Annotated in this window: 18 protein-coding genes and 1 pseudogene; 9 read left to right on the top strand and 10 right to left on the bottom strand. The window is 55.5% G+C overall.

Translation table 11 applies throughout. The features are described 5' to 3' along the window. Position 1 precedes the first annotated feature (1 nt). Together CE153_RS03845 and CE153_RS03840 are read right to left on the bottom strand one after the other, a co-directional pair. On the bottom strand, positions 2-1,381 hold the full coding sequence (locus tag CE153_RS03845) for an MATE family efflux transporter (RefSeq protein ID WP_099595174.1): 1,380 nt from the start codon (positions 1,379-1,381) through the stop codon (positions 2-4). A 117-nt stretch (positions 1,382-1,498) separates the two neighbouring features. Further along, entirely contained in the window at positions 1,499-2,146 is a 648-nt protein-coding gene (locus tag CE153_RS03840) for a sugar O-acetyltransferase (protein ID WP_099595173.1), read from the bottom strand. A gap of 189 nt (positions 2,147-2,335) precedes the next feature. Here CE153_RS03840 and CE153_RS03835 point away from each other — a divergent pair, with 189 nt between their 5' ends. Then, entirely contained in the window at positions 2,336-3,391 is a 1,056-nt protein-coding gene (locus tag CE153_RS03835) for a helix-turn-helix domain-containing protein (protein WP_442861964.1), read from the top strand. A gap of 70 nt (positions 3,392-3,461) precedes the next feature. On the opposite strand, the gene CE153_RS03830 is transcribed toward CE153_RS03835, so the two are convergent. The 3 genes from CE153_RS03830 to CE153_RS03820 are packed head-to-tail and all read right to left on the bottom strand — an operon-like array spanning position 3,462 to position 7,011. After that, on the bottom strand, positions 3,462-4,751 hold the full coding sequence (locus CE153_RS03830) for an ABC transporter permease (RefSeq protein WP_099595172.1): 1,290 nt from the start codon (positions 4,749-4,751) through the stop codon (positions 3,462-3,464). Next, on the bottom strand, positions 4,738-5,982 hold the full coding sequence (locus CE153_RS03825; protein WP_099595171.1) for an ABC transporter permease: 1,245 nt from the start codon (positions 5,980-5,982) through the stop codon (positions 4,738-4,740). The genes CE153_RS03830 and CE153_RS03825 overlap by 14 nt, the downstream gene beginning before the upstream one ends. Before the next feature lie 30 nt (positions 5,983-6,012). Beyond that, positions 6,013-7,011, bottom strand: a complete 999-nt coding sequence (locus CE153_RS03820) for an ABC transporter ATP-binding protein (protein ID WP_099595170.1) — start codon at positions 7,009-7,011, stop codon at positions 6,013-6,015. Positions 7,012-7,245: 234 nt separating this feature from the next. On the opposite strand from CE153_RS03820, the gene CE153_RS03815 reads away from it, so the two are divergent. Beyond that, positions 7,246-8,568, top strand: coding sequence for a sensor histidine kinase (locus CE153_RS03815; RefSeq protein WP_099595169.1), 1,323 nt, complete (start codon positions 7,246-7,248; stop codon positions 8,566-8,568). Next, a complete protein-coding gene (locus CE153_RS03810; RefSeq protein WP_099595168.1) occupies positions 8,565-9,227 on the top strand; it encodes a response regulator transcription factor in 663 nt (220 codons plus the stop codon). The genes CE153_RS03815 and CE153_RS03810 overlap by 4 nt, the downstream gene beginning before the upstream one ends. 63 nt (positions 9,228-9,290) lie before the next feature. Here the strand turns inward: CE153_RS03810 and CE153_RS03805 are convergent, their stop codons facing one another. The 3 genes and pseudogenes from CE153_RS03805 to CE153_RS03790 form a co-directional block, all read right to left on the bottom strand. Then, positions 9,291-11,402: a GmrSD restriction endonuclease domain-containing protein gene (locus CE153_RS03805; protein WP_099595167.1), complete on the bottom strand. Its 2,112-nt coding sequence runs from the start codon at positions 11,400-11,402 to the stop codon at positions 9,291-9,293. A 52-nt stretch (positions 11,403-11,454) separates the two neighbouring features. Further along, a pseudogene (locus CE153_RS09165) lies at positions 11,455-11,691 on the bottom strand (response regulator transcription factor); the annotation flags it as partial. 446 nt (positions 11,692-12,137) lie between these two features. Beyond that, positions 12,138-12,557, bottom strand: a complete 420-nt coding sequence (locus CE153_RS03790) for a nuclear transport factor 2 family protein (RefSeq protein WP_099571277.1) — start codon at positions 12,555-12,557, stop codon at positions 12,138-12,140. 360 nt (positions 12,558-12,917) lie between these two features. On the opposite strand from CE153_RS03790, the gene CE153_RS03785 reads away from it, so the two are divergent. Beyond that, positions 12,918-14,180 carry an AAA family ATPase gene (locus tag CE153_RS03785; protein ID WP_442861966.1) on the top strand — a complete coding sequence of 421 codons (1,263 nt, stop codon included), beginning with the start codon at positions 12,918-12,920 and terminating at the stop codon, positions 14,178-14,180. Here CE153_RS03785 and CE153_RS09160 read toward each other — a convergent pair. Then, on the bottom strand, positions 14,064-14,693 hold the full coding sequence (locus tag CE153_RS09160) for a hypothetical protein (RefSeq protein ID WP_236824453.1): 630 nt from the start codon (positions 14,691-14,693) through the stop codon (positions 14,064-14,066). The genes CE153_RS03785 and CE153_RS09160 overlap by 117 nt on opposite strands. Before the next feature lie 276 nt (positions 14,694-14,969). Between CE153_RS09160 and CE153_RS03775 the strand changes: the two genes are divergently transcribed. Beyond that, complete coding sequence (locus CE153_RS03775; RefSeq protein WP_099595166.1) at positions 14,970-15,803, top strand: Bax inhibitor-1/YccA family protein; 834 nt, start codon at positions 14,970-14,972, stop codon at positions 15,801-15,803. Between the two features lie 118 nt (positions 15,804-15,921). Continuing rightward, on the top strand, positions 15,922-16,917 hold the full coding sequence (locus tag CE153_RS03770) for a DMT family transporter (RefSeq protein WP_099595165.1): 996 nt from the start codon (positions 15,922-15,924) through the stop codon (positions 16,915-16,917). Here the strand turns inward: CE153_RS03770 and CE153_RS03765 are convergent. After that, on the bottom strand, positions 16,904-17,632 hold the full coding sequence (locus tag CE153_RS03765; RefSeq protein WP_099571274.1) for a GTP pyrophosphokinase: 729 nt from the start codon (positions 17,630-17,632) through the stop codon (positions 16,904-16,906). The genes CE153_RS03770 and CE153_RS03765 overlap by 14 nt on opposite strands. A 132-nt stretch (positions 17,633-17,764) precedes the next feature. Here CE153_RS03765 and miaB point away from each other — a divergent pair, with 132 nt between their 5' ends. The 3 genes from miaB (at position 17,765) to CE153_RS03750 (ending at position 23,183) form a co-directional block, all read left to right on the top strand. Then, positions 17,765-19,219 carry a tRNA (N6-isopentenyl adenosine(37)-C2)-methylthiotransferase MiaB gene (miaB, locus tag CE153_RS03760; protein WP_180753392.1) on the top strand — a complete coding sequence of 485 codons (1,455 nt, stop codon included), beginning with the start codon at positions 17,765-17,767 and terminating at the stop codon, positions 19,217-19,219. A 43-nt stretch (positions 19,220-19,262) separates the two neighbouring features. Further along, positions 19,263-20,246 (top strand): tRNA (adenosine(37)-N6)-dimethylallyltransferase MiaA, encoded by a 984-nt coding sequence (miaA, locus tag CE153_RS03755; protein WP_099571497.1) that lies wholly within the window; start codon positions 19,263-19,265, stop codon positions 20,244-20,246. Between the two features lie 138 nt (positions 20,247-20,384). Next, entirely contained in the window at positions 20,385-23,183 is a 2,799-nt protein-coding gene (locus CE153_RS03750; RefSeq protein WP_099595321.1) for an FtsK/SpoIIIE family DNA translocase, read from the top strand. The last annotated feature ends 66 nt before the right edge of the window (positions 23,184-23,249 follow it).

Raw genomic sequence — 23,249 nt, 5'->3', positions numbered from 1 at the left:
TTCATGCGTTTGATACTGTGGCGGAATCGGTTTGTCGCGTCACATTGTTGACCCAACGATACTTCCGATAATGCAGCAAAGCAGGGATCATCTTGAGGCATTCATCGGTATTCAGCAAAGCATAGACCGCCAATACCGGCAGCTTCCACACGAAAGCCGCCAACAGACCGACCGGTACGACAATCAGCCACATAACGATCGCATCGCAGACAAGTCCGAACCGGGAATCGCCTCCGGCAGGGAAAATGCCGGCGATAGTCAGATTCGTCATGCACCCGCATGCAGCATAATAGGCGCAGATGAACAGCATAACCGACAGATAATGCGTGGCCTGCGGCGTCAATCCCGCCCACTGCAACGCCAAAGGACGTACCGCGATAATCAACAGGCCGGTTCCAACGCCAACTGCCGCCACCAGTACACAGAGCCTATCGCCCATAACCTTCGCCTGATCGAAAGCATTGCGGCCAAGCAGATTACCGACAAGAATGCCGCCCGCATTGCCAAGGCCAAGACTCAAACAGACCAACAAATCCTTGACGATATTCGCAATGGAATTGGCCGCCACCGCATCCGTACCAAGATGACCCATAATCACGGTGTACATGGTGAAACCGCAACCCCAAACCAGCTCATTGCCCAGCACGGGCAGACTATACTTCCAAAAATCCTTCTGCAACGCCACATCCGGATGCAGCATCATCGACAACCGCAAATGTGGGCGACCATTGCGGCTGGCTACAAGCACAGACCACACCAGTTCGATAGCTCGGGAAATCACCGTGGAAATCGCCGCGCCGAAAATACCTAATGCAGGTAAACCGAACCAACCATAGATCAGCACCGCGTTCAGCGCAACATGCACGATCACGCCAACCGTGCTTATCGTCATTCCGGTGACCGCCGCACCCACATTCTTCATCAGGCACAAATACATCTGAGACAAACCGATGAACAGGTACGAAACCGACGAAACCCGCAAATACTGTGAGCCGGTAGCAATCAGCGTTATGTCGTTCGTCATAATCGACATCAACGTTTCCGGAATGAGTAGCGTCAATGCGAAAAACACCAGCGACAATCCGCCGGCATACAGCATGATGAACGCCAATACACGTTCGACGGCATTCGTGTTGCCCGCACCCCAATACTGGGCCACCAGAATACTCATGCCAAGCGTGAGCGCGGCAAGACACAAACTGAAAATGAACTGGAACTGTGTGGCAAGAGACACTGCCGACAGCTCATTTTGACCAACGTTCGTCAGCATAAGAGTGTCGGCGCACGATGACAGCGCCAGCATTAGTTGTTGAAACGCGATGGGCAGGGCGAGCGTCAACGTCTGTCGAAGAAACTCGCGCCAAGTGATGGAAGATTGCATGATGATGTGAGAATGGTTGGTGCGTGTAGGAAATGTACGAGAAATACATTGATGGGGTGTGGTCGATGATAGCCAATGCCCGCACCCGAGTGAAATTGCGGTGCGTGAACTAACGATTTACTGAATCGAACCCTTCCAAGCGCGATATTCCGCTGCCTTGCCTTCCCAATATTCGCGGTCGGCATCGGTGATCTCACGGATCACGTGACATGGATTGCCGACTGCCACCGAATGCGAAGGAATATCCTTGACCACTACCGATCCCGCGCCGATCACCACATCGTCACCGATGGTAATGCCGGGGCCGACCACCACATTGCCGCCGAACCAGACATCATTGCCGATGGTGATCGGGCGTGCACCTTCCGGCCCGGAGGAACGTACGGCCGCATCAATCGGATGATACGGCGTGTACAGGCCCACGCGAGGTCCGAAAAAAACGCGGTCGCCGATGGTGATGCGTGCCACATCAAGGAAAATGCAATCCATATTGGCATAGAAATTCTTGCCGATGAACGTGTTGCATCCATAATCGCAATTGAACGGTGGCTCTACGAATCCGCCTTCTCCAAAGGCACCGAACAATTCGTGAAACAGCTCGTCACGTTCCTTGAACGCGTCGTACTTGGATGTGTTGATGGCCTGCACCAAGCGACGTTTGCGCATATTCGCGTCATGCTGTTGTGGACTATCGGCCACATACAGTTCACCGGAGAGCATGCGCTCCCACTCATCTGCCGCTGACTGCTTTGCAGTATCTGCCATGGTAATGCTCCTGTGTTATGAGTCGTGCGATAGCATGCCGCACGCCCCTTCTGGTCAATAATGGTCTTACGCATATCATTCAATGGCATGATTGCCCGGCAACACAGTATCTGCCTGTATTATCGTTCCCAGAATTTGCATTATTTACCGAAATGGTGGAATACAGTGGTGAATGATATGGCATGCGATATGACCGTGACGCAAGCAGAAAGCGCGGCAACAGGCGGTTTGAACGTTTCTTGTGTATGCATGCCGATCACTGGATGGGGACGTTTGCCCAATGGTGCGGAAATGGTGCAATACGACGCTCCGATGTTCTTCTCATTCACCGAGCATTCGTTATTGAGCCAATATCCGAACATGCGTGCGGAATGCCATTGGCATATCGATTTCGAATTCACTTACATTATGCGCGGCCATATGTGGTATTTCGTGAATGGCGAAACAATCCGCCTCGATGAGGGGCAAGGCATATTCGTTAACTCGCGACAACTGCATTACGGTTTCACCAAAGACAATGCGGAATGTGAATTCTCATGCACATTGCTCAATCCCACGCGAATGGGCGCGCCCAATGCGGTATACGAACGATTCATAGCGCCGATTCTGGCGGATTCATCAATGCCATATATCGTGTTCGATACCGACAGCGAATATGGTAATGCGTTGGTTGACGGCATCAGACGAATCCATCGCGCGAAATTCGGCTGTTCGACATGCAACGAACATCCGGCGTTGTCTGGTCTGGTTTCTTCTGAATTCGTTTCATCCGAACCGGTTGACATGCTGTATAGAAAGCTGTGGTCCGATAGTGAATCGTTGACTGTACTGAGTTGTTTCTATGCCATGGTACGAGCATTGACGGCGTTTGCGGAGGAACGAGAAGGGGATGGTTCTCGTGTTGGTGGCGTTGATGAGGCGAAAATTGCCGCGCTGCGCAGCATGATTGATTATGTGCAACAGCATTATCATCAACGGGTTACGTTGGCGCAGATTGCTGCTGCGGGGTGTGTGGGACGCACGCAATGCGCGGTGTTGTTTCACGACATGGTTGGGCAGTCGCCGATTGAGTTTGTGAATGATGTGCGCGTTCGCGCTGGCGCTGAATTGCTGGCGACCACGCAATTGCCGGTTGCGGAGATTGCGGTGCGGGTGGGATTCTCACGTTCGTCGTTTTTTGCGCGAGTGTTTCAACGATATATGCATGTTACGCCATCGGCCTACCGCAGAAGCATGCGCAGATAAACGCGTTTTTGCGGTAGGCCGACGGGGTGCGTGATCAGCGCAATGCTGAAGACATATGTGATCGCCTATGTTATTTGGCGAGTTGTGTGGTAGCGGGGGAGGCGAGTGTTGGCCTTGTACGTCGGATGCGTCCAAAAGTGAGGCCAAGACAGATAAAAGTCACTCCGAACAGTGCCACCAAGCCAATGGATGATGCCCATAGGCCGATATTCACGCCGGTGGATGCTGCGGTGCCAATGCCGAACACCTGATCGATTGACGTGCAGAACCACCATCCAGGCAACAGCTTGCCGATGGTGATCATGGGATCCGGCATCATGTCCGTAGGAAATGACATGCCGGAGGTGAACATGACCAGCAGAGCGAACACGTTGACGAAGCCATTCGTCGCCATTTCGTTGAAGCCTGTCGATCCCAGCAGAAAGCCGCATGCGATCGCCATGAACGTGTAAGTCAGCAGCGACACGAATGCCAGTCCGACATTTATGATGGTGAGCCCGTCAAAGGAGACTCCGGCCAACATCATCAGCAGGAACGTCACCGCAGTGTAGGCCACGCATACCAGCAGGCCGAACGCTCCGCATGTCAACATTTGCTGTGCTTCCAACGATACCGTGCGTGCGGGCGACGAGTAGAGTCTGCGCCTGATCTCGCTGTCGTTGAACGTGCTGACCACCAGGAACGTGCATATCGGCATGACCAGCAGCAGTGGATACAGGCCGGTTTTGATCGTGCCCGCGAATGCCGACGCACCCGGTTTGACTATGCTTTCATCTTCGGAAGACGAAGACACCACGGCGATATGTGATTGTTTCGTATCGTCGTTGGCAACATCCAACACCGTTGTCATGGCGGTGCCGAGTTCGCGTTGCGATTGCGGCAGACCAAGATAGGAGGTACGCGTCAAAGAAAGGAATTCGTTGACTTCCAGCTGGGCCAGGGATCCAGCTCCGGAAGCATAGCTGACCACGGTATCGATGGTTGGCTGCGCATCCGTGCCACCGTCCGCGTACTGTAAATAGTGCTCGGCGAAACCTTCTGGAACAATCGCAATCAAATCAACATAATTCGATGCGACAGCCTGCTGCAATGATACGGAATCGTCGTCAATGTCGACCATCTCACCATCCAAGGCGAGATAGGAACGCAACGATTCCGCCACATGGTCAGCGTTATTATCACGGTCGATCACTGCGATGCGGGCTGATTTCGGCTCATACGTCGACGCTCCGGCAGTTGAGGAGCCTCGCATGATCTGCCAGCTGATTGAGAACATCATCGTGCCGATCAGCACCAAATAGATGATCACATACAATTTGCGCGCCTTGAGAATGCGCATCGCGGCTTTACAGGTGTTCATAGCGCTGCCTCCTCAACAGAACGGTCGCCACAGCAAGGCAGACCAGGCTCATTGCAGCCAGCACGCCCACCGTGGTGAGGAACGGCCGGAAACTGTCGTAATACAGAATGTCGTAGAACAGGTTCGTTACCTGCTGTGCCGGATTCAATGTGCTCAATATGGGCGCGTGCTGCGCTATCTGATCGCTCAGAGCCATGGCGAACGAACCATACAAACCGGAAAACAGTGAAAGAATGCAAGCCAGAGCCGTGCACAATCCCTGCTTGGCGCCTGCGGGAATACCCGGCAATGCGCCGATTAATGTGCCAAACGCGCTCGTGGCGAACGATGCCATCAAACATGCGCACAAACCTGCCCATTCACGGCCGCCAAGGGAGATCTGACAACCGAAACGGATGTACAGCATGTCCACGGTCAGACTTAGGAACGAGCAGATCCAGCTGGAAAGAAAACCGGCAAGTAACTGCTGCAATTTCGGCAGGGGAGCGACGGAACGTCGGATGCCAAGCGTCGAAAGATTCGCCTGCGCCATCGATACCACGTTCACGGCTAAATTCATGGCCATCATCGCAACCATGCCAAGCAGCGCGTAATAGTAGCGTGCGGTGCTGCTCGGTTTGAAATTCGTCAACTGGATTTCTTTCGTGAACCCGCTTGACGATCCGATACTGCCGGTGAATGCGTCATCCAGCAAAGCCGACGGATTATGCTGCACGGCATTGACCACCACGTCGGTGTTGCGATTGTACAAGTCCACGATATTGCCCAATACCGTCAGGGAAATGTCCAAGCCGCTGCTTGATGCCATCACATCCGTGACGGACGATTGCGTGGCCTGTGAAATGGCCAACTGCAGTTTCCCTTCGCCGTCGACGGATAGCGCGCCTTGCGCCTTCCCGTCGGAAAGCAGCTGATTCGCGGCCTGCACTGAGCTGGTTTTCGTAGCCGTGATGAGCTTTGGCATGGCACCATCACCACTATCGGCCTTTTCATGATCGCCGTCGGAGCCGGACGAAATGCCGTCAACCAACGTTTGCGCGCCAGGGGAGGCACGCCAATCGTCATTGTCGACCACGACGACATCGATCGTGTGCAATTCGTAACTTTCTGCGATATTGCCGAACATGCCGTTGAACATGGTCGCCAGAATGATGGGAAAAGCGAACAGCCAGAACAGTGACGACTTTTCCCTGAAATGAAGTTTCAGATTGACCAGCAGTGTCTGCAGCATAATGCCAAACCTTTCAGATTATGGTTTCCACTAGTCGCGCAACGCGGTGCCGGTCAGCTCGAGGAACACGTCGTTCAGCGTCGGCTGCCGAGAGGAAAGATGCCCGATATTCGTGCCGTTGGTTTTCAGCAACGTCAGCACGTCAAGAAGATTGTGGTCGCCTCTGCGGCAACGCACCGTCAATTCGTGACCGTCATAATCGGCGCCGACCACACATGGCAGCGCTCTCAGCTCTTCCAACGTCTTCCTTATGCCGGACTCATCGTGAGTACCGCCCAAGTCATCGGTTTCCACGCTGATACGTTCGCCGGTGTCGATCATCGTCTTCAACTCGTCGGCAGTGCCCAATGCCAGATGCCTGCCGTGGTCCATGATGAGAATGCGGTCGCAGATCTGTTCGACCTCCTCCATGTAGTGGCTCGTGTAAATCACCGTCGCGCCTTCGCGGTTAAGCCGCTGAATGCCTTCCAGAATCGCATTGCGGCTCTGCGGGTCGACGGCAACGGTCGGCTCGTCGAAGAAAATCAGATCCGGCTTATGCGCCACACCGCATGCGATGTTCAATCGACGAAGCAAACCTCCCGACAGTTTCGACGGACGGAACTTGCGGTAATCGCGCAAGCCCACGAAATCCAGCGCATCCTCAACCATCGCATGGCGACGAGCCCTGTCGGGAACATACAATGAGCAGAAATAATCGATATTCTCCTCAACGGTCAGCTCGTTGAACACGGCAACATTCTGAGGCACAATGCCAATGCGACGTTTCAGCGCATAACTGGTCGGGCCTATCGGTTCGCCGAACACGCGCACCGTACCCTCATCGAACGTAAGCAATGCGAGAATGCAATTAATCGCAGTGGTCTTGCCTGAACCATTCGGGCCAAGCAAACCGAAAATCTCACCTTCACGCACGTCAAGGTCGAAATAGTCAAGCGCAAGCATATCCCCATACCGTTTGACCAGCTTCGACACCTTGACCGCGCTACCGAAACGCTCATCAGTACCGCGTTCCATATGCCCGCTCATAGCAACTCCTTACTCACATGTTCCACCGACGATGGCGGCCGTTGTTCGATGATGATTCCATTCTCTCCGATGAAAGAGGAACAACACAGTGTTTGCAGTCATGAAATACGATGCGAGACGAACGGGCAAAAGGTGACAAATGTCATCTTCGAGGCAAAGCGGGACGGTAACGACGGCATCGTGCACTACGCTGATAAGACGTGACCACGTTGGGCGGCGACAATGGAGGATGGCATGTTGCGATTGATGTTCCAAGCCATTTTCCTGGCGTTCGCGTTGATTGCGAATCTATATATGACAGGAGATGCGTCAGCCGAACTGGTATGTGGAGCGTTACTGGCCATCTGCTGCGCCTCAGTGGGGGAGTATGCACGCTCGTCGGTATGGAACGCTGCCCTATTGCTGGTGTTGGACTGCGGCGCCTGCATCATGCCTTCATGGTGCGCGATGGTGCCGATCGCCGCATACAATGTAGCCATGTTGCCTGCAGCCTCACATGACGCCGACCGGCAATACGCTATCCAACGTCAGCAAGCATCAAGACCGCACCACATCTTGCCGAGAATCATACGGATTGTCGTGCGATGGGCATGGCTCGCTCCTGCCGTGGCGTCGATGCTTCGTTGCCACGGTGCAAGCACGAACGAAAACTCTCCAATGGTCGCCGCGCTGCTGATCCTGCACATGATATTAGGATTCGCGGTCGGCATGCTATGCGCCCGCAACATCGAACTTGCATGGCAAAACAAGAGACTCCAAGATTCCAGACGCGACCAGATACGTCGGTTGCGCTCGCAATTGGCGGAAAGCGAGGAGGATCGCGCCGCCTCGGTACGTGCGGCCACGCTTGCGGAACGTACGCGCATAGCACGGGAAATCCACGACAACGTCGGTCATATGCTCACCCGCGCCATCATGCAGTCCGAAGCGTCGCAGGTGGTGGCGCAGATTTCCGGACAGGAACAGGCGGCTCAAGGATTCGCGCAGATTCGCGACACTGTGGGCGAGGCGATGACATTGGTGCGAGGCGCGGTGCATGATCTGAAGGACGAAGGCACGGATTTCGTGGCGCAGATCGAAGCCTCCGCACATGGTTTTGATGGTTCCAGTGGAGTGAAGGTCATGTTGAGCAACGGCATTGATGCGGCTCCGGCCGCGGTGTCACGCTGTTTCGCCACGACGATTCGTGAGGCGTTGAACAATACGATCCGTCACAGTATGGCGCGCAACGTCGATATCGTTTTGCGTGATTTTCCTGCGCTATGGCAGTTGCGTATACAGGATGACGGGGCCTTGTGGAGCGATGGCTCCCAGGAAAGAGACGCCAGCATGATGGGGGAGACTTCCGTCCGCATCCACCAGTTCCGCAGTGCCGTTCGCAAGGAGGCGATGCAAGGAGATACAGGCATTGGATTGGCCGATATCGAGGAACGTGCGCGCGCCCTCGGTGGCACAGCGGTGTGCGGCCCTTATCATGAAGGGTGGCGGGTGTTTGTGTCCATTCCCAAAACGGACAATAGCACGGCAACGCATATGGCAACGAAGGAGAACGTATGACGCGAGTCGCAATCGTCGATGATGATCCGATCGTATGCTCGTCGCTGTCCACGATCCTCAAGGCGACAGGCACCGCCGACATCGCATGGACGGCCTGCGATGGCGAAACCGCGGTGGACCGATATGAAGACGATAATCCGGACGTGCTCCTGATCGACGTGCAGATGCCGGTCATGGATGGGCTCACTGCGTCACGCAAGATCATCGACGCCCATCCGAATGCGAAAATCCTGATCCTCACCACATTCGCGGACGAGTCGTATATCGCCAAAGCGCTGGAAATCGGCACCAAAGGCTATCTGATCAAACAGGATGTCTCATCGGTAATTCCCGCAGTGCAGTCGGTGATGGCAGGGCAGGTCGTCATGGGGACACAGGTGTTGCAGAAACTGCACGTCGGCAATACCAGTCCAGCACGGAACGACGTTTCACAAGCGCATAAGAGCGAAGTGGCTCAGTTTCCGGGCCGTTTCACGAATCTCACCGAACGGGAGCGCGACGTGCTGCAACTGGTCGCCGAAGGCTACGATAATCGGGAGATCGCCGCGAAACTGTTCTTAAGCGAAGGTACGGTACGCAATCGCATCAGCGACATTCTCGCGAAAACCAACATCACGAATCGAACGAAGCTTGCCGTCGAATGGCTGGCCTGCCAATAAGCGACCGTCAGTAAATGACCGCTGGCCAATGGCACCCACGCAAGCGACCAACGGATACCACTCTTAGCGTGTGCGCAGACGATAGGTCTTCCACACATCGCTGAGCTTTTGGCCGTTCGACGTGCGCTTCCACACGGTCAATCCCGCCGAACTGCCGCCGACGGCGCGTGCGGCCGCGGTCGGCGTGGAATATTCGTTGCCGTCATCCATGCGCAGCTTGCCTTCCGCGGTGACGGTCACTACCCAACGTTCGCCCTTGCGAGGCCGATCCCACACCAGCGTTTCGCCAGGAATAAGCAGACCTGCCTCAAGCACCTGCGTGATGGACACACGTTTGGACGTAGGCGAGGTGGACGTATCCTTAACCCTCAACGATTCCTCGCTGAACGTGGACAGATCATTGCGTTCGGCATCATAACGGATATTCCAATAGTCGGCGATCAGACGAACGGCCTCATCCTGCCGATACTGCAGGGTTTGAGGCGTGCAGTCCGCGATATCGGCCAGTTCCGCGGTGAGTGGGAACCGTTTGGAACTCGGGGACAGCAGCATGCGGTCACGACGGTCCTCATAAGAGGCCAATTCTGCGATCTGCTTGTCGTTGGCCTGGCTGAGCGCAAGATTGCCGATGCGGTTGGCCCAATGGTCGCGCGTCGCTTCAGGCCATGTGGCGAACGATGAATCAGAAGCTACCTGCTCTGGCATAATCGGCAAAGCATTGAGGCTACGTGGGCGGATGATACGATGCCCGGCTCGTTGCTCGTTGGCACGCACCAGCAGCAGTTTCTTCATGGCGGGACTGGTCTGCAACTCGCCACGCAGGTGGGCGAGCGCGCTGCGGCGGTCTTCGTCGGTGATGAGCAGTCCTCGGATTTGTTGGATGGTGTGGTTTTTGTCGAGGTCGCGGATGGTGCTGGCTGAGCGTGTGCGGCGGCTGAGTGGGGTTTGTCTGTTGAGACTATCTACGCCGGTTGCGCGTTCCAGGGCCGCGAGTACGTCGTGGAGTCGCTCGAGGTCGTGCAGCTGTGGTTCTTCGAGGTCTTTTTTCGAGGTGCGTGTGGCTGTTGGCGCGTGTGTGCCTGGAGTAGAGAATATGCGTGTGCCGGGGTTGCCGAGGTTGCGGATGGAGTTGACGAGCGCCCACATGGCCACCGGTTTCCAGTCGGTGGTCTGGTAGTCGTTGAGTGCGACGAGTTGACCGATGATGTCATCTGGCAGGTTGGCGTCGGTCGGGTGGCCGATGATGCGCCAGGCGTTGGCGTAGGGGGCTAGCAGATCGTCGATGAAGGAGATGACGTTCTGTTTCTTGACGTACGGTTTGAGTACGTCTTTGCGGAATTCCTCAAGCAGTTGCGTGCAGACGGCTTTATGCGAGATGATGAGGTGGATGTCGCTGAAGAACGCTTCGAGTGTTTGTGCGTCATCGCCGAGCGGATCCATGATGTCGTCCCAGCGGGAGGCATAGGCGTTGCGTGCGACTGGGGAGATTTCCGCAATGGTTCTTGCTTTGAATACGTCGGATGCGGTGAGGGGCACCCCGCGCATGTTCATGACGTCGAAAATACGGTGTGCGCCGGCGAGATCGTCGGTGGTTACGATGACGAGGGTGACTTCGTTGACGAGATATGAGGCGAATGCGCGGCGGTCTTGGGTTGGCATTTTCGCGAGTTCGTCGAATACTTGTCTGGTGTTGATGGCGATGTTGCGTTGCGCGTGCGATTCGATGTCGTTGTCGCGCAGGTCGAACAGTCCCTCCAGATCTCCTTCCTGCACGTACATGCGGAAGAAATTGGTGTCGCGTTCGCGTAGTTTGAGGCGCGGCTCGGCTTTGATACCGCGTAGTTTGTCTCCTGGTTCGACGATGAGGTCGTTGAGGCTTTCGATGAGTTCGGGGTCATCTTCCAGTTCTCGTAGTACGGAAATGATGATGGAAAGTGAGATGAGGCGTTGCTGTCCATCGATGACTTGGTATTTGGTTTGTCCATCATGGACGAGGATCAGCGATCCGAGGAAATACGGCGTGTCCGGGTCGTGGCATGCGTCCTGCAGATCGGTGACCAGTTGCGCGATGTTTTCTGTTTGCCAGGTGTACGCGCGTTGGAATGATGGGATGACGAATCGGTAATCCGAAGTGAAAATCTTGCCTAATGGTTTTTCCGTTGCGTTGATTGACATGGCGTTCCCCCTCGTTGCGTTGCTCTGTGTTCAAGTGTACGAGTGTGTGATGTCATAGTCGTGGCGGCAGGTTGGCGCGTTCCACTAGGCGGGCCATTTGCACGCGGCCCATGTAGAGTTTGTCTGCGGCTGATGAAAGATGCGCTTTGACCGTGCGTTCGGAAATGAACATTCTTTCACTGATTTCTGCATTTGCGAATCCTTCGGCCGCGAGGATGACCGCTTCACGTTCGCGCTCCGGCAAAGCGTCGAGCATGGCGCGTGCTTCGTCACGTCGGGACTGAGTCTGTTGCTGGTGCAGGTGAACACAGCGCTGATGCGTCCGGAGGAATAATCCTCCAAAATCAAACGCATCATCTGGCAGATCATCGGATCATCATCAATCACGCCGACGGTGATCGGCTGCTCGTCATGGTTACGCTCGGTGCTCACCCAACCCATGGTAGTCGCACATCAAGGTGGAAGACGTTATGTTGGTCAAAACCATATTGGCATGCTCCACCAGCTCTCCGAACACGTTCCGCCAAACTGGGAAGTCCAGCCCCCTTCCTTGGATTTGCCGTATCGGGATGAGATTGCGATATCGTCGGATTGCTGACATGCACATGCACTCCTTGTGAAGGATTCGCATTGACCTGCAACGTCACCGGCGTTCCAAGCGCATGTCTACGCGCATTGCTTTGCCTGTCCGTCCTAAATGTTTTCCGATAAAATGGACGCTATTGATTCCTAATATTAAAACCAACTTGCTCTTTCGTCCCTAAATTCGGGCAAGTCACTATGCTCATAAGGATTATAATTATTCAAATTGCAACCAAACTCTTTCAATGATTTTATTTTATTATCCTTTGTCCATTCAACCAGGGAAATTCCATCAAATTCCTCTATGCTCCCATTGTTCATTTCATTTTTGAAATACCACTCCACAATCGTCTGATTTCCTTTGTGGAAAAATTGTTTGATTTCCCAAGCAACGACTTTGCCACGGGTATTCCATTCCTGAAACCAGTGCTTTACGATTTGACGGTTATTATATTTTGGACTCCAACTTTCAGTATAAATTACATCTTCTGCAAAAATATTATCAATACCTAAATCCTGTTTTGTAAGCCACATTTCAAACCATAAGTGAATAATTCTTTCTCTTTCATTCACAATCCGACACCTCACTAACTTCCGATTTTTCGGTTTCGTTCTACATCAAAACTATGAACAATTCAACCATAGAAAGCGAGGTATCAAAACTTATGTATTACACCCAAGAACAGATAGACCGGGCGAACTAAGCTGACCTTGTTTTGTTCCTGCAATCACAGGGCGAGCAGCTTACCCGCGCCGGACAGGAATACCGCTGGACGCGGCACGACAGCCTGACCGTCCGGGGAAACAAATGGTATCGCCACAGCCAAAGCAAAGGCGGCGGCCCCGTTGATTTTGTCATGGAGTTTTCGGCAAGAGCTTCACCGAAGCCGTTGAACTGCTGGCAGGAGAAAAGGCGCAGCCCAACCGCCGGCCATCAAGACCGTTTATCTCTGCCTTGACAGCGACGAAGCCGGAAACGACGCTTGCAGCCGCCTCGTGAAGCTCATGCCGGAGGGCTGCGCCGTTCACCGGCTTATCCCTCTTTTCAAGGATTGGAACGAGGTGTTGCAGCACCGGGCGGAAATCACAGACGGAAAGTTTTTGCGGGAAGCAGTCTACGGCTTGAAAGAGCCACCGCAGGAGGAAATCGTTGAGATTATCCGCATGAGCGAGGTTGACACACAGACCGTCGAATGGCTATGGAAACCGTATATCCCCTTTGGGAAAATAACCATAGTACAGGGCAACCCCGGCGAGGGAAAGACCACATTTGCGCTGCGCCTTGCCGCTGCCTGCACCACTGGCGGGACGCTTCCGGGCATGAAGCCCATGCAGCCGTTTCAAGTGATTTATCAGACCGCCGAGGACGGTTTGGGCGATACCGTCAAGCCCCGCTTGATAGAAGCTGCCGCAGACCTTGACCGGGTGCTTGTGATTGATGAAGCAAAACGGGAGCTTACCCTGTCCGACGAGCGCATAGAGAAAGCAATCATACAGAACGGGGCGCGTCTGATTATCCTTGACCCCATACAAGCGTACATGGGCGAAAAAACCGACATGAACCGGGCAAACGAAGTGCGCCCCATGTTCCGCCGCCTTGCCGATGTTGCGGAGTGTACCGGGTGCGCCGTTGTGCTTATTGGACACTTAAACAAATCAGCCGGAGGGCAGAGCGCATACCGGGGATTAGGTTCTATCGACTTTCGCGCCGCAGCAAGGAGCGTCTTGCTGATCGGGTGCGTGAAGCGTGAGCCGAATATCCGGGTAATCGTGCATGACAAATCTTCTCTTGCGCCGGAGGGCAAGCCGATGGCGTTCTGTCTTGACCCCGAAACGGTCTTTTCGTGGGTAGGCGAATATGACATCACCGCCGACGAGCTGCTGTCCGGCGCGGGCGGCAACAGCGCCACCAAAACCGAACAGGCTGAAAGGCTGATACTTGACCTGCTTGCAGACGGGAAAGAGCTTGCCAGCGAGGACATTGTAAAAGCCGCAGCCGAAGCCGGAATATCCGAGAGAACGGTGCAGAACGCCAAGCGCAACATGAGCGCGGTTTTAGGCGCAAGGCGCGTGGGCGGTTCAATGGTACAACTTCATCAAGAAGGAGTAGCCCCCCGAACCCGCAAGCTGAAAGTGCAAAACGCAGACCCTTTGCACTTTGCACTTTCGCACTTTCACGATAATTTGCGTCAATAACTCAAAAAAGCACTTGACAAAACGCTTCATGGTGAGCCCCTCCTGCACCACACGATACGCGATCATGCTGATGGAATCATCTAACTGGCCCAACTGCTGAATATCGATCCACGTGTCGATCCGCATGCCCGCGGCGCGAACGTCACCAATCAACCGCAACAGCGAATCGCGGGTCAATTCGGCAGACTGCAACGCATCGCGCACCTGGGACCAGATGGTCGCCGCCGCTGCGGTCAATACGGAACGAAGCGTCATCTTGACATCCTGACGCCTGGCGAGCAGCGGAGTCAATGCCATAAGCACGATCAGCGAATCGAAGGGGAGCACCACCACCAGTAGGCATGCGGTCCAGAACACTGCCTGCGGGTGGCTATTGCGGGACAGAAGGATCAAGCCCGAAGAAATCGCAACGAGCGCGCATAGGATCATCCATAAATAAGGTGCGCTATCCTGCGCATACTGTTGGGACGCGAAAGATGCCTGCGCCAGACAGGCGAAACTAGCGCACGCCATCATCGGTATGGTGCACCAGATTCTGGTGCGTACCGGTACGTCGACGGGGGAAGGTCCGAAAGTTTTCCAAAACGGTCAGGAACTCGACACCGCCAAAGTGACGCACAAGTTCGCCATCTGACATGGCATGTCCCAGTCTTTCGCGTCCGGCACACTCCCCGTGTCGAACGCGAAACCTATGCGGGCTTTGAAGAAAATACGAGATTAAGCCAATATTCATGAAATCGTCAGGAAAATGCCGTATCGTGATGCGCAATCGAGCAAAAAGGAGCGATTATGGCATTCGGTCAGCAGCCCCAGGGTAACAACGCCCAGAATAACGGCTTCAACAATCAATACCAGTACAACCAACAGTACAACCAGTACAATGCGCAGCCGCAATACGCCTACGCGCCCAACGGTACCGCCGCGGTCAACGTGCAGGCCACCTATTCCTACGAGCAGGCCGAACGCAGTTCCGTCAACAGCGCATACACGCACATGACCCTCGGTTTGATCGTCACCGCCGTGGTCGCCATCATCACCCAAATGAGCGGCGCATACCTGGCACTCATCCAAACCACGGGCATCATCGGCATCTTCGCTCCCGCCATCATTGAAATCGTGCTTGCCATCTACCTTGGCGCGCGCATCCATACAATGAAGGTCTCCACCGCATACGTCATGTTCTACGTGTATGCGGCGCTCATGGGCTTCACCCTCAGCACCATCTTCATGGCCTACGATCTTGGCACCATCGGCATTTCCCTCGCATTGTGCGCCGGCTTCTTCTTCGCGCTCACCATGTTCGGACGCACCACCAAGATCAACATGCTCAAGGCCGGCCCCATCCTTTTCGTCGGTCTCATCGTGCTCATCATCGCCGAAGTGATTCTCATGATCTTCGCCCCCGGCAACACCACCCTCATGATCGTCTCTGCCATCGGCCTTCTGCTTTTCGCTGGTATGACCGTCTACGACGCCCAAGCCACCCGCGCGATGCTTGAACAGTATTCCGCCCAAGGCCCCGAAATGGTCAAGAAGGTTTCCATCCTTTGCGCGCTGAATCTGTATTTGGATTTCGTGAACATGTTCATGTATATTCTCCAACTCCTTGGCAATCGCGACTGAAATCCAAATGACGGAGCGTCCTCGGAATTGCTCCTCGGTCAACGTAACGGATAAAGCCTGACCAGAATGTGGCCAGGCTTTATCCGTTGGTCAAAGACATGCTTTACGGTGGGTGCTCATGCAGAGAAAAGAGATTGGCGGCATGGCATGCCTCGTACTGGCGGCCCTCATTTGGGGATTCGCATTCGTGTCGCAAGTGCAAGGCATGGACTCCACAACACCGCTGTTCTTCGGAGCCACCCGATTCACCCTCGGATCCATCTCGCTGATACCGTTGCTTTGGGTTCGCCGCAGCACCATAGCGGAACAAGAGCGTAAACGCCGTGAAACCCAGGGAAAACCGTCCATCACCCTCGGCAACGGCGCAATCGTCGCCATGCCGAAATGGGCCGGCAATCCCATCGTGGTCAGCATCATCTGCGGAATCGTGCTTTTCACCGCAAGCACCGTCCAACAATACGGCATCCTTTACTCCGGATCGGCGGGACGATCTGGCTTCATCACCGCGCTATACATCGTCATGACTCCGCTGCTTGCCTTCGTCATACTGCGTCGACGAGTGCACCTCAGCGTCGTCATCAGCGTCGCCATCTCCGTTATCGGCTTTTACCTGCTGTGCGTCACCGACGGATTCGGATCCATCACCCTGGCGGACATGGTGCTGCTGTTCACCGCGGTTCTCTTCGCTGGGCACATCCTCGTCATAGACACCTTCGGGCGAGACATGGACCCCATCCTGCTTTCATTCGGGCAGATCACCACCACCGCGATCCTCAGTTGGATCGGCTCTATCATCGAAGGATCCATCGACTGGGCCGGTGCCGCGCAAAGTTGGATCGCCATCGTCTACGCGGGCGTCTGCTCCGCTGGCGTAGCCTATACGCTTCAGGTCGTAGGGCAACAACTTGTGACCCCGACCAGAGCGTCCGTGATCATGTCGCTCGAATCGTTCTTCTCTGCGGTCGGCGGCGCACTCCTGCTTGGCGAGATCATGACCACCCGAGCCTATATCGGCTGTGCGCTCATCTTCGCGGGCACCATACTTGCCCAGCTGCCCATCGACCAGCTTCTGCACGCGGTCAAATGCAGGCAGGCGGACGTCAATCGGCCTTAGGGGCCTCGCCAGCCTGAGGCGCGCCATTAATGTCGCGGTGGATGTTCTGCATCTGCGTTTCGATATTCTGCAGACTCCTCGCACAATCAAGCAGCGTTTGCGAATGCTCCGACAGCTTCGTGTCGGGCAGATCCGTCTTATAGCGCAGAGCGTGCTCCAAACTCGCCCAATAATCCATGGCGATAGTGCGGAACTGCACCTCCACAGGCGTGTAATGCGGTCCGGAAGACAGAAAAACAGGCACTGCGTAAATCACATGCAGCGAACGGTAACCATTCTGCTTCGGATTCTTGATGTAATCCTTCACGCGCAACACCTGAATATCGTTCTGGGCAGACAGATAATTCGATACTGAATACACGTCATCGCGATAATTGCAGATCACGCGAATGCCGGCCACATCAAACAGATTGTCTTTGATCGACTCCACCGTCAGCGGCAGCTCCTTACGTTCCAGCTTGCCGAGAATGGAATTGATGGACTTCAGCCTGCGTTCCATGTGATGGATGGGATTGTGGGAGAAACGTACCTGGAATTCGGAATCAAGAATCTCCAACTTGGTGCTAATCTCATACATCGCACCCTCGTACACCTGCATCTGATCGATGAACTCGGTGATCTGATTGGATGGCAACGAACCATCGTCGAAATTTATCGATTTCAATCGCGCTTGCAGTTCACTGGTATTGATGCGGCTCTGTCTATCAAGTATCACGGTTCCATAGTGTACCCAAAAGGGGCGTGGAAAACTGGAAAAGCGCTGAAAAAACGTTATTCCTTCAATCCTTCAACATGCCAAGCACAGTACGGCGCGTGCTGGGAATCCCTGCCGATAGCATGGAACACTATGAACGAAGACATGATGACCGAGGCGGAGCGCGCCTCGAAACTCGCGGAACCTACCGCAGAAGACACCGCCACGAGAGGCAAAGGCGTGTTCTATGTGCACACCCTCGGATGCCAGATGAACGTGCACGATTCCGAACGTATCTCAGGCGTGCTTGAAGCGGACGGCTACGTGCCCGCCACCGAGGGGCAATACCTCGACCATGACGTGGATCTCATCGTCATGAACACGTGCGCGGTGCGAGAAAACGCGGCGGAGCGCATGTACGGTACCATCGGCCTGTGGGCCGAAATGAAGCGCCAGCGCCCGAACCTGCAGATCGCCGTCGGCGGCTGCATGGCACAGCTCGACCGTGAGAAAATCGCCAAAAAGGCGCCGTGGGTCGATGCCGTGTTCGGTACGAAGAACATCGGCTCACTGCCGCAGCTGCTCGATCAGGCACGTATCGAAGGCCATGCCCAGGTCAAGGTCAAAGAGGAGCTCAACTACTTCCCAAGCCAGCTTCCCACCGACCGTGCGTCGAAGGTGTCAAGCTGGGTGGCCATCTCCGTCGGATGCAACAACACCTGCACATTCTGCATTGTGCCTACCACCCGAGGCAAGGAACATGATCGTCGCCCGGGAGACATTCTTGCCGAAATTCGCCAGTGCGTGGATGAAGGAGCCAAGGAAGTCACGCTGCTCGGCCAGAACGTGAACTCGTTCGGTTACGGCATCGGAGACCGTTTCGCCTTCTCCAAGCTATTACGCGCATGCGGTGAGATCGAAGGATTGGAGCGCGTGCGATTCACTTCGCCGCATCCCGCCGCCTTTACCGACGACGTAATCGCAGCCATGGCCGAAACGCCCAATGTCATGCACCAGCTGCACTTCCCGCTGCAGTCCGGATCCGACCGAATCCTGCGCGCCATGCGCCGGTCGTATCGTTCCGCGAAGTTCCTTGACATTCTGCGAAAAATTCGTGAGGCAATGCCGGATGCGCAGATTTCCACCGACATCATCGTCGGTTTCCCGGGTGAAACCGAAGAGGACTTCCAGGAAACCTTGCGCGTGGTGGAAGAGGCGAGATTCGCGTCCGCATTCACCTTCATCTATTCGCCGCGCCCAGGCACTCCGGCCGCCGAAATGGAGCAGGTGCCGCACGACGTGGCACAAGACCGGTTCGAACGACTCGTGGCATTGCAGGAACGAATCACCGAAGAAAATCTCAAAACCTTCGAAGGCCGTGACGTCGAAGTGATGGTCACCGGCGCATCCGGCAAGAAGGATGCCGCAACCCATCGCGTCACCGGGCGAGAGAAAACCGGCGTGCTCGTGCATGTCGGTGTGCCCGAAGGCGAGCCAATGCCGCAGGTAGGCGATTTCGTGACCGTCACCATCACCCATGCGGGGCGCCACAATCTCATCGCCGATCCCGATTTGAAGGCGGGGCAGACCTATGCCGTTCGACACTGAGACTTCTGAAACAACAGGCAAAACAGGGGATGCCGATCCTGCCTTGCAGCGTAAGGTCGTATCCATTGTCGGTCCAACCGCATCCGGCAAAACCGGGTTGGGCATTGCCGTCGCCAAAGCGTTGGCGCGCAAAGGCGAACAGGCGGAAATCATCAACGCCGACGCATACCAGATGTATCGGGGCATGGATATCGGTACGGCCAAAGCGAGCCCTGAGGAGCAGGCGCAGGTCAGGCATCATCTCATCGATATCATCGAGCCGGACGATGCCATGTCCGTGGCGCGGTTCCAAGAGCTCGCCCGCGAGAAAATAGCCGAACTACAGGCCAGGGGAGTGCGTCCGATCCTTGTTGGAGGTTCCGGCCTGTACGCACGGGCGGCTATCGACGACATCTCCTTCCCCGGCACCGACCCGCAAGTACGCAAGGCGCTTGAGGAACGGGAGAAAGCCGAAGGTGCGGGCGCGCTGTTCGACGAGCTGAAGGCCAAGGATCCCGAAGCGGCGGCGCGCATGGACCCGCACAATCCGAGACGAACCATCCGCGCGCTGGAAGTCATCGAAGTGACGGGACGTCCCTATTCGGCAAGCCTTCCGCACTATCGGTACGTCATTCCTACCGTGCAAATCGGTCTCGATCTGCCTCGGGAGGAACTGGACCGTCGCATCGACATTCGCACCAAGCAGATGCTCGAAGGCGGATTCATCGAAGAAGTGGAGCGCATACGCCCCAAACTGGGCATCACCGCAGCCAAAGCGCTCGGTTACCAGCAGGTCGTCGACTATTTGGACGGGTTGCGTGACCTGAACGACACGTTCATGGACATCGCACAGAAAACGAAGCGTCTGGCACGCAAACAGATGGGATGGTTCGGCCGTGACCCGCGCATCCACTGGCTCCAAGCGCTCAATCCGGCGCTGCTAGACAATGCGATGGCCATCATCGAGCATGCCGATGCAGGCGCCTACGACGCCATAGACGTGCAGGCGGACGCCTACACCCAGCATCATCTCGGAGACCTCGCCTGAAATGAAACCCCGCTGCCATATCGGCAACGGGGTTTCATTCGCAGTATCATGCCTCCCCTCTGCCTTAAGTTAGAAAATGTGTGCGATTCGAGGAAATGACATGTCATGGTTCATCCCATGGGTAAAATCATGACCGTTATGGCACGAACAGCATCTTCCAACACGAAATCCAGCGGCAAAAGATCCGCTGGCAAGGCCCGTTCCGGCGAGACCAAGGTCATGGACGCGGTCGAACCATCGCCAGTGATGGGCGTCTTGACCAAGTACAGGCGCGACATCGCATGTTTTGTTCTGGTGATTCTCGCGGTGCTGTTCTGCGCCTCGGAATGGTTCCGGGTGCAAGGTGCGTTCGGCCGGGCGCTCCATGCCATGGCCTCCGGATTGTTTGGCCTGATGAGCATCATTTTGCCGGTTTTCCTAATGCTAGTGGTGTTCAGCCTTATGCATAAAACCCAGCGCAAAAGCGACAATGCGCGTATGGCGACGGGATGGTCCATGATCTTGTGGTCTGTCTGTTCCATACTTGACGCGGCGCTTGCATCCGACATCCAAGGCTTCGATATGGCACTGCTGCAGAAATCGGGAGGATTGCTCGGCTACGTGCTTGGTTGCCCGTTGGCATGGGGGCTTTCCAAAGCATTTGCCATCGTTATTTTCGCGGTCGTCATTCTGTTTTCGCTGTTGCTGATCACCCGTACGCGGGTTGATGAGGTTCCCGACAAAATATGCGCGTTGATGTCCCGTTTTGGTTTCGGTGCAAATAAGACGGACGATGACGAGACTGAGCAATTCCCGAATGAGGTGCGCATCGGAGATACCACGCTGTCCTTTGCCGAGGGAGTGCCGGCGCATGATGGGACCGACGATGCGGCAGCCGAAGAGAAGAAACCGATGCTGTTTTCTCGCTTAAAGCAGTTGATATCATCAAAAACCAAGAAACAGGGCGCTCAGGGCGGACTCGAATACTATGACGGCGATGAGGCGTTTCGCAATGCCGCCGAACGACATGGCGAAACGGCGGAAACCATGCTTGACGAACCATATCAGAGTGTTTCGCAGCCGCGCAGCATTTCATCCAGCGAACATTCCGCTCAGGATTCTGGCGGAACCGTCGTCATGACTCAGATGCCTGTGGCGCGTTCCCTTTCGTCAGATCCGATCGGAATTGCAAGTGGCACCATGCCGAAAATTCCAGAAACCGTCCCTGCGATGGTTGGAGCGGTGCCATCCAGTGAAATCAAGTCAATCGGCGTGGCTGCGGACGATCCGTGGGCGGTCATCGATGAGAACGGCACATCCAACGGAACGCAGGTCATGGTCGATGCGGCGACCAACGAGGTCGTAGACGATCTGAATGGCGGTTTGAGCGAAGAAGGCGTTTCCGATGAATCCGACGAGATTCCGGAAGGCCCATACCATCTACCTGACCTCGGCATGCTGAAGCAAGGCGCACCGCACGCCGTGCACACGCCGGAGAACGATCGTGTGATTCGCGCGCTTACGGTCACCTTCCAGCAATTCAACGTCGATGCCAAAGTCATCGGTTTCCTGCGCGGTCCATCCGTAACCATGTACGAGGTGGAGCTTGGTCCTGGCGTGAAAGTGGAGAAGGTCACCAATCTGCAGAAAAACATTGCCTACGCGGTGGCCAGCTCCGACGTGCGCATCCTGTCGGTGATCGAAGGCAAGTCTGCCATCGGCATCGAAATACCGAACACCGACCGTGAAACCGTGGTGCTTGGCGACGTGCTTCGTTCGGACAAGGCAAGGAATGATCCGAACCCTATGCTCACAGGCGTGGGCAAGGATGTGGAAGGTCATTTTGTAACGGCCGACCTCACCAAGATGCCGCATCTTCTGGTGGCAGGCGCCACCGGTTCCGGCAAGTCCAGTTTCATCAACTCCATGCTGACATCTGTGATCATGAGGGCGACGCCTGACCAAGTGCGCATGATCATGGTTGATCCGAAACGAGTGGAACTGTCCGCTTACGCGGGCATACCGCATCTGCTGACCCCGATCATCACCGATCCGAAGAAGGCCGCGCAGGCGCTTGAATGGGTGGTCAAGGAGATGGATGCCCGCTACAGCGATCTTGAATTCTTCGGATTCCGCCACATCAAGGATTTCAACGCGGCCGTGCGTGCGGGCAAAGTGCATGCGCCGGCCGGGTCGAAGCGGAAGGTCGCCCCATATCCGTACATCCTGGTGGTCGTCGACGAGATGGCCGATTTGATGATGGTGGCCAAGAACGATGTGGAAAGCTCCATTCAGCGCATCACGCAGCTGGCGCGAGCGGCAGGTGTGCATCTGGTGCTCGCCACTCAGCGTCCGTCGGTTGATGTGGTCACCGGTCTGATCAAGGCGAATATTCCTTCACGGCTTGCTTTCGCGACCTCGTCCGCCACGGATTCTCGAGTCATCCTCGACTCCACCGGAGCGGAAACCCTGATCGGGCAGGGCGATGCGCTGTTCCTGCCGATGGGACAGGCCAAACCGTTGCGTGTGCAGGGCGCATGGGTCGACGAATCGGAAATCCGTCGTGCGGTGGAGTTCGTGCGCACCCAACGCAAGCCACATTACCGCGAAGATATCGAGGAAATGTCCAAGGAAGCCGACAAGAAGGCCATCGAACCGGATGAAGACATCGGCGGCGATATGGACGTGCTGTTGCAGGCGGCGGAACTGGTGGTCACATCGCAGTTCGGCTCGACATCCATGTTGCAGCGCAAGCTGCGCGTCGGATTCGCCAAGGCAGGACGTCTCATGGATCTGCTGGAGTCGCGTGACATCGTGGGGCCGTCCGAAGGGTCCAAGGCACGCGAGGTGTTGGTGCAGCCCCAGGACCTGCCGCAGGTGCTCGCCTTCATCAAAGGCGAGACCTCGTCGCTGAATTCGGCAGCTTCTTCGGCAGCGGATTCCGAAGAGGCGATGTGATCGGGGAACGCTCCGTATGAAACGCAAATTGGTAAGCAAGTAGAAGTGTCGGGGTAACGTGAACGG

The organism is Bifidobacterium sp. N4G05, assembly GCF_002742445.1.
Classification (GTDB): domain Bacteria; phylum Actinomycetota; class Actinomycetes; order Actinomycetales; family Bifidobacteriaceae; genus Bifidobacterium; species Bifidobacterium hominis.
Note: the sequence above shows the minus strand (reverse complement) of the source record. Positions and strands in the feature narration are given on the sequence as shown.

Coding starts and splice junctions, on each gene's coding strand:
- CE153_RS03845 (WP_099595174.1), bottom strand. CDS start 1,381: ATGCAATCTTCCATCACTTGGCGCGAGTTTCTTCGACAGACGTTGACG.
- CE153_RS03840 (WP_099595173.1), bottom strand. CDS start 2,146: ATGGCAGATACTGCAAAGCAGTCAGCGGCAGATGAGTGGGAGCGCATG.
- CE153_RS03835 (WP_442861964.1), top strand. CDS start 2,336: ATGACCGTGACGCAAGCAGAAAGCGCGGCAACAGGCGGTTTGAACGTT.
- CE153_RS03830 (WP_099595172.1), bottom strand. CDS start 4,751: ATGAACACCTGTAAAGCCGCGATGCGCATTCTCAAGGCGCGCAAATTG.
- CE153_RS03825 (WP_099595171.1), bottom strand. CDS start 5,982: ATGCTGCAGACACTGCTGGTCAATCTGAAACTTCATTTCAGGGAAAAG.
- CE153_RS03820 (WP_099595170.1), bottom strand. CDS start 7,011: ATGAGCGGGCATATGGAACGCGGTACTGATGAGCGTTTCGGTAGCGCG.
- CE153_RS03815 (WP_099595169.1), top strand. CDS start 7,246: ATGTTGCGATTGATGTTCCAAGCCATTTTCCTGGCGTTCGCGTTGATT.
- CE153_RS03810 (WP_099595168.1), top strand. CDS start 8,565: ATGACGCGAGTCGCAATCGTCGATGATGATCCGATCGTATGCTCGTCG.
- CE153_RS03805 (WP_099595167.1), bottom strand. CDS start 11,402: ATGTCAATCAACGCAACGGAAAAACCATTAGGCAAGATTTTCACTTCG.
- CE153_RS09160 (WP_236824453.1), bottom strand. CDS start 14,693: ATGGCGTGCGCTAGTTTCGCCTGTCTGGCGCAGGCATCTTTCGCGTCC.
- CE153_RS03775 (WP_099595166.1), top strand. CDS start 14,970: ATGGCATTCGGTCAGCAGCCCCAGGGTAACAACGCCCAGAATAACGGC.
- CE153_RS03770 (WP_099595165.1), top strand. CDS start 15,922: ATGCAGAGAAAAGAGATTGGCGGCATGGCATGCCTCGTACTGGCGGCC.
- miaB (WP_180753392.1), top strand. CDS start 17,765: ATGAACGAAGACATGATGACCGAGGCGGAGCGCGCCTCGAAACTCGCG.
- CE153_RS03750 (WP_099595321.1), top strand. CDS start 20,385: ATGGCACGAACAGCATCTTCCAACACGAAATCCAGCGGCAAAAGATCC.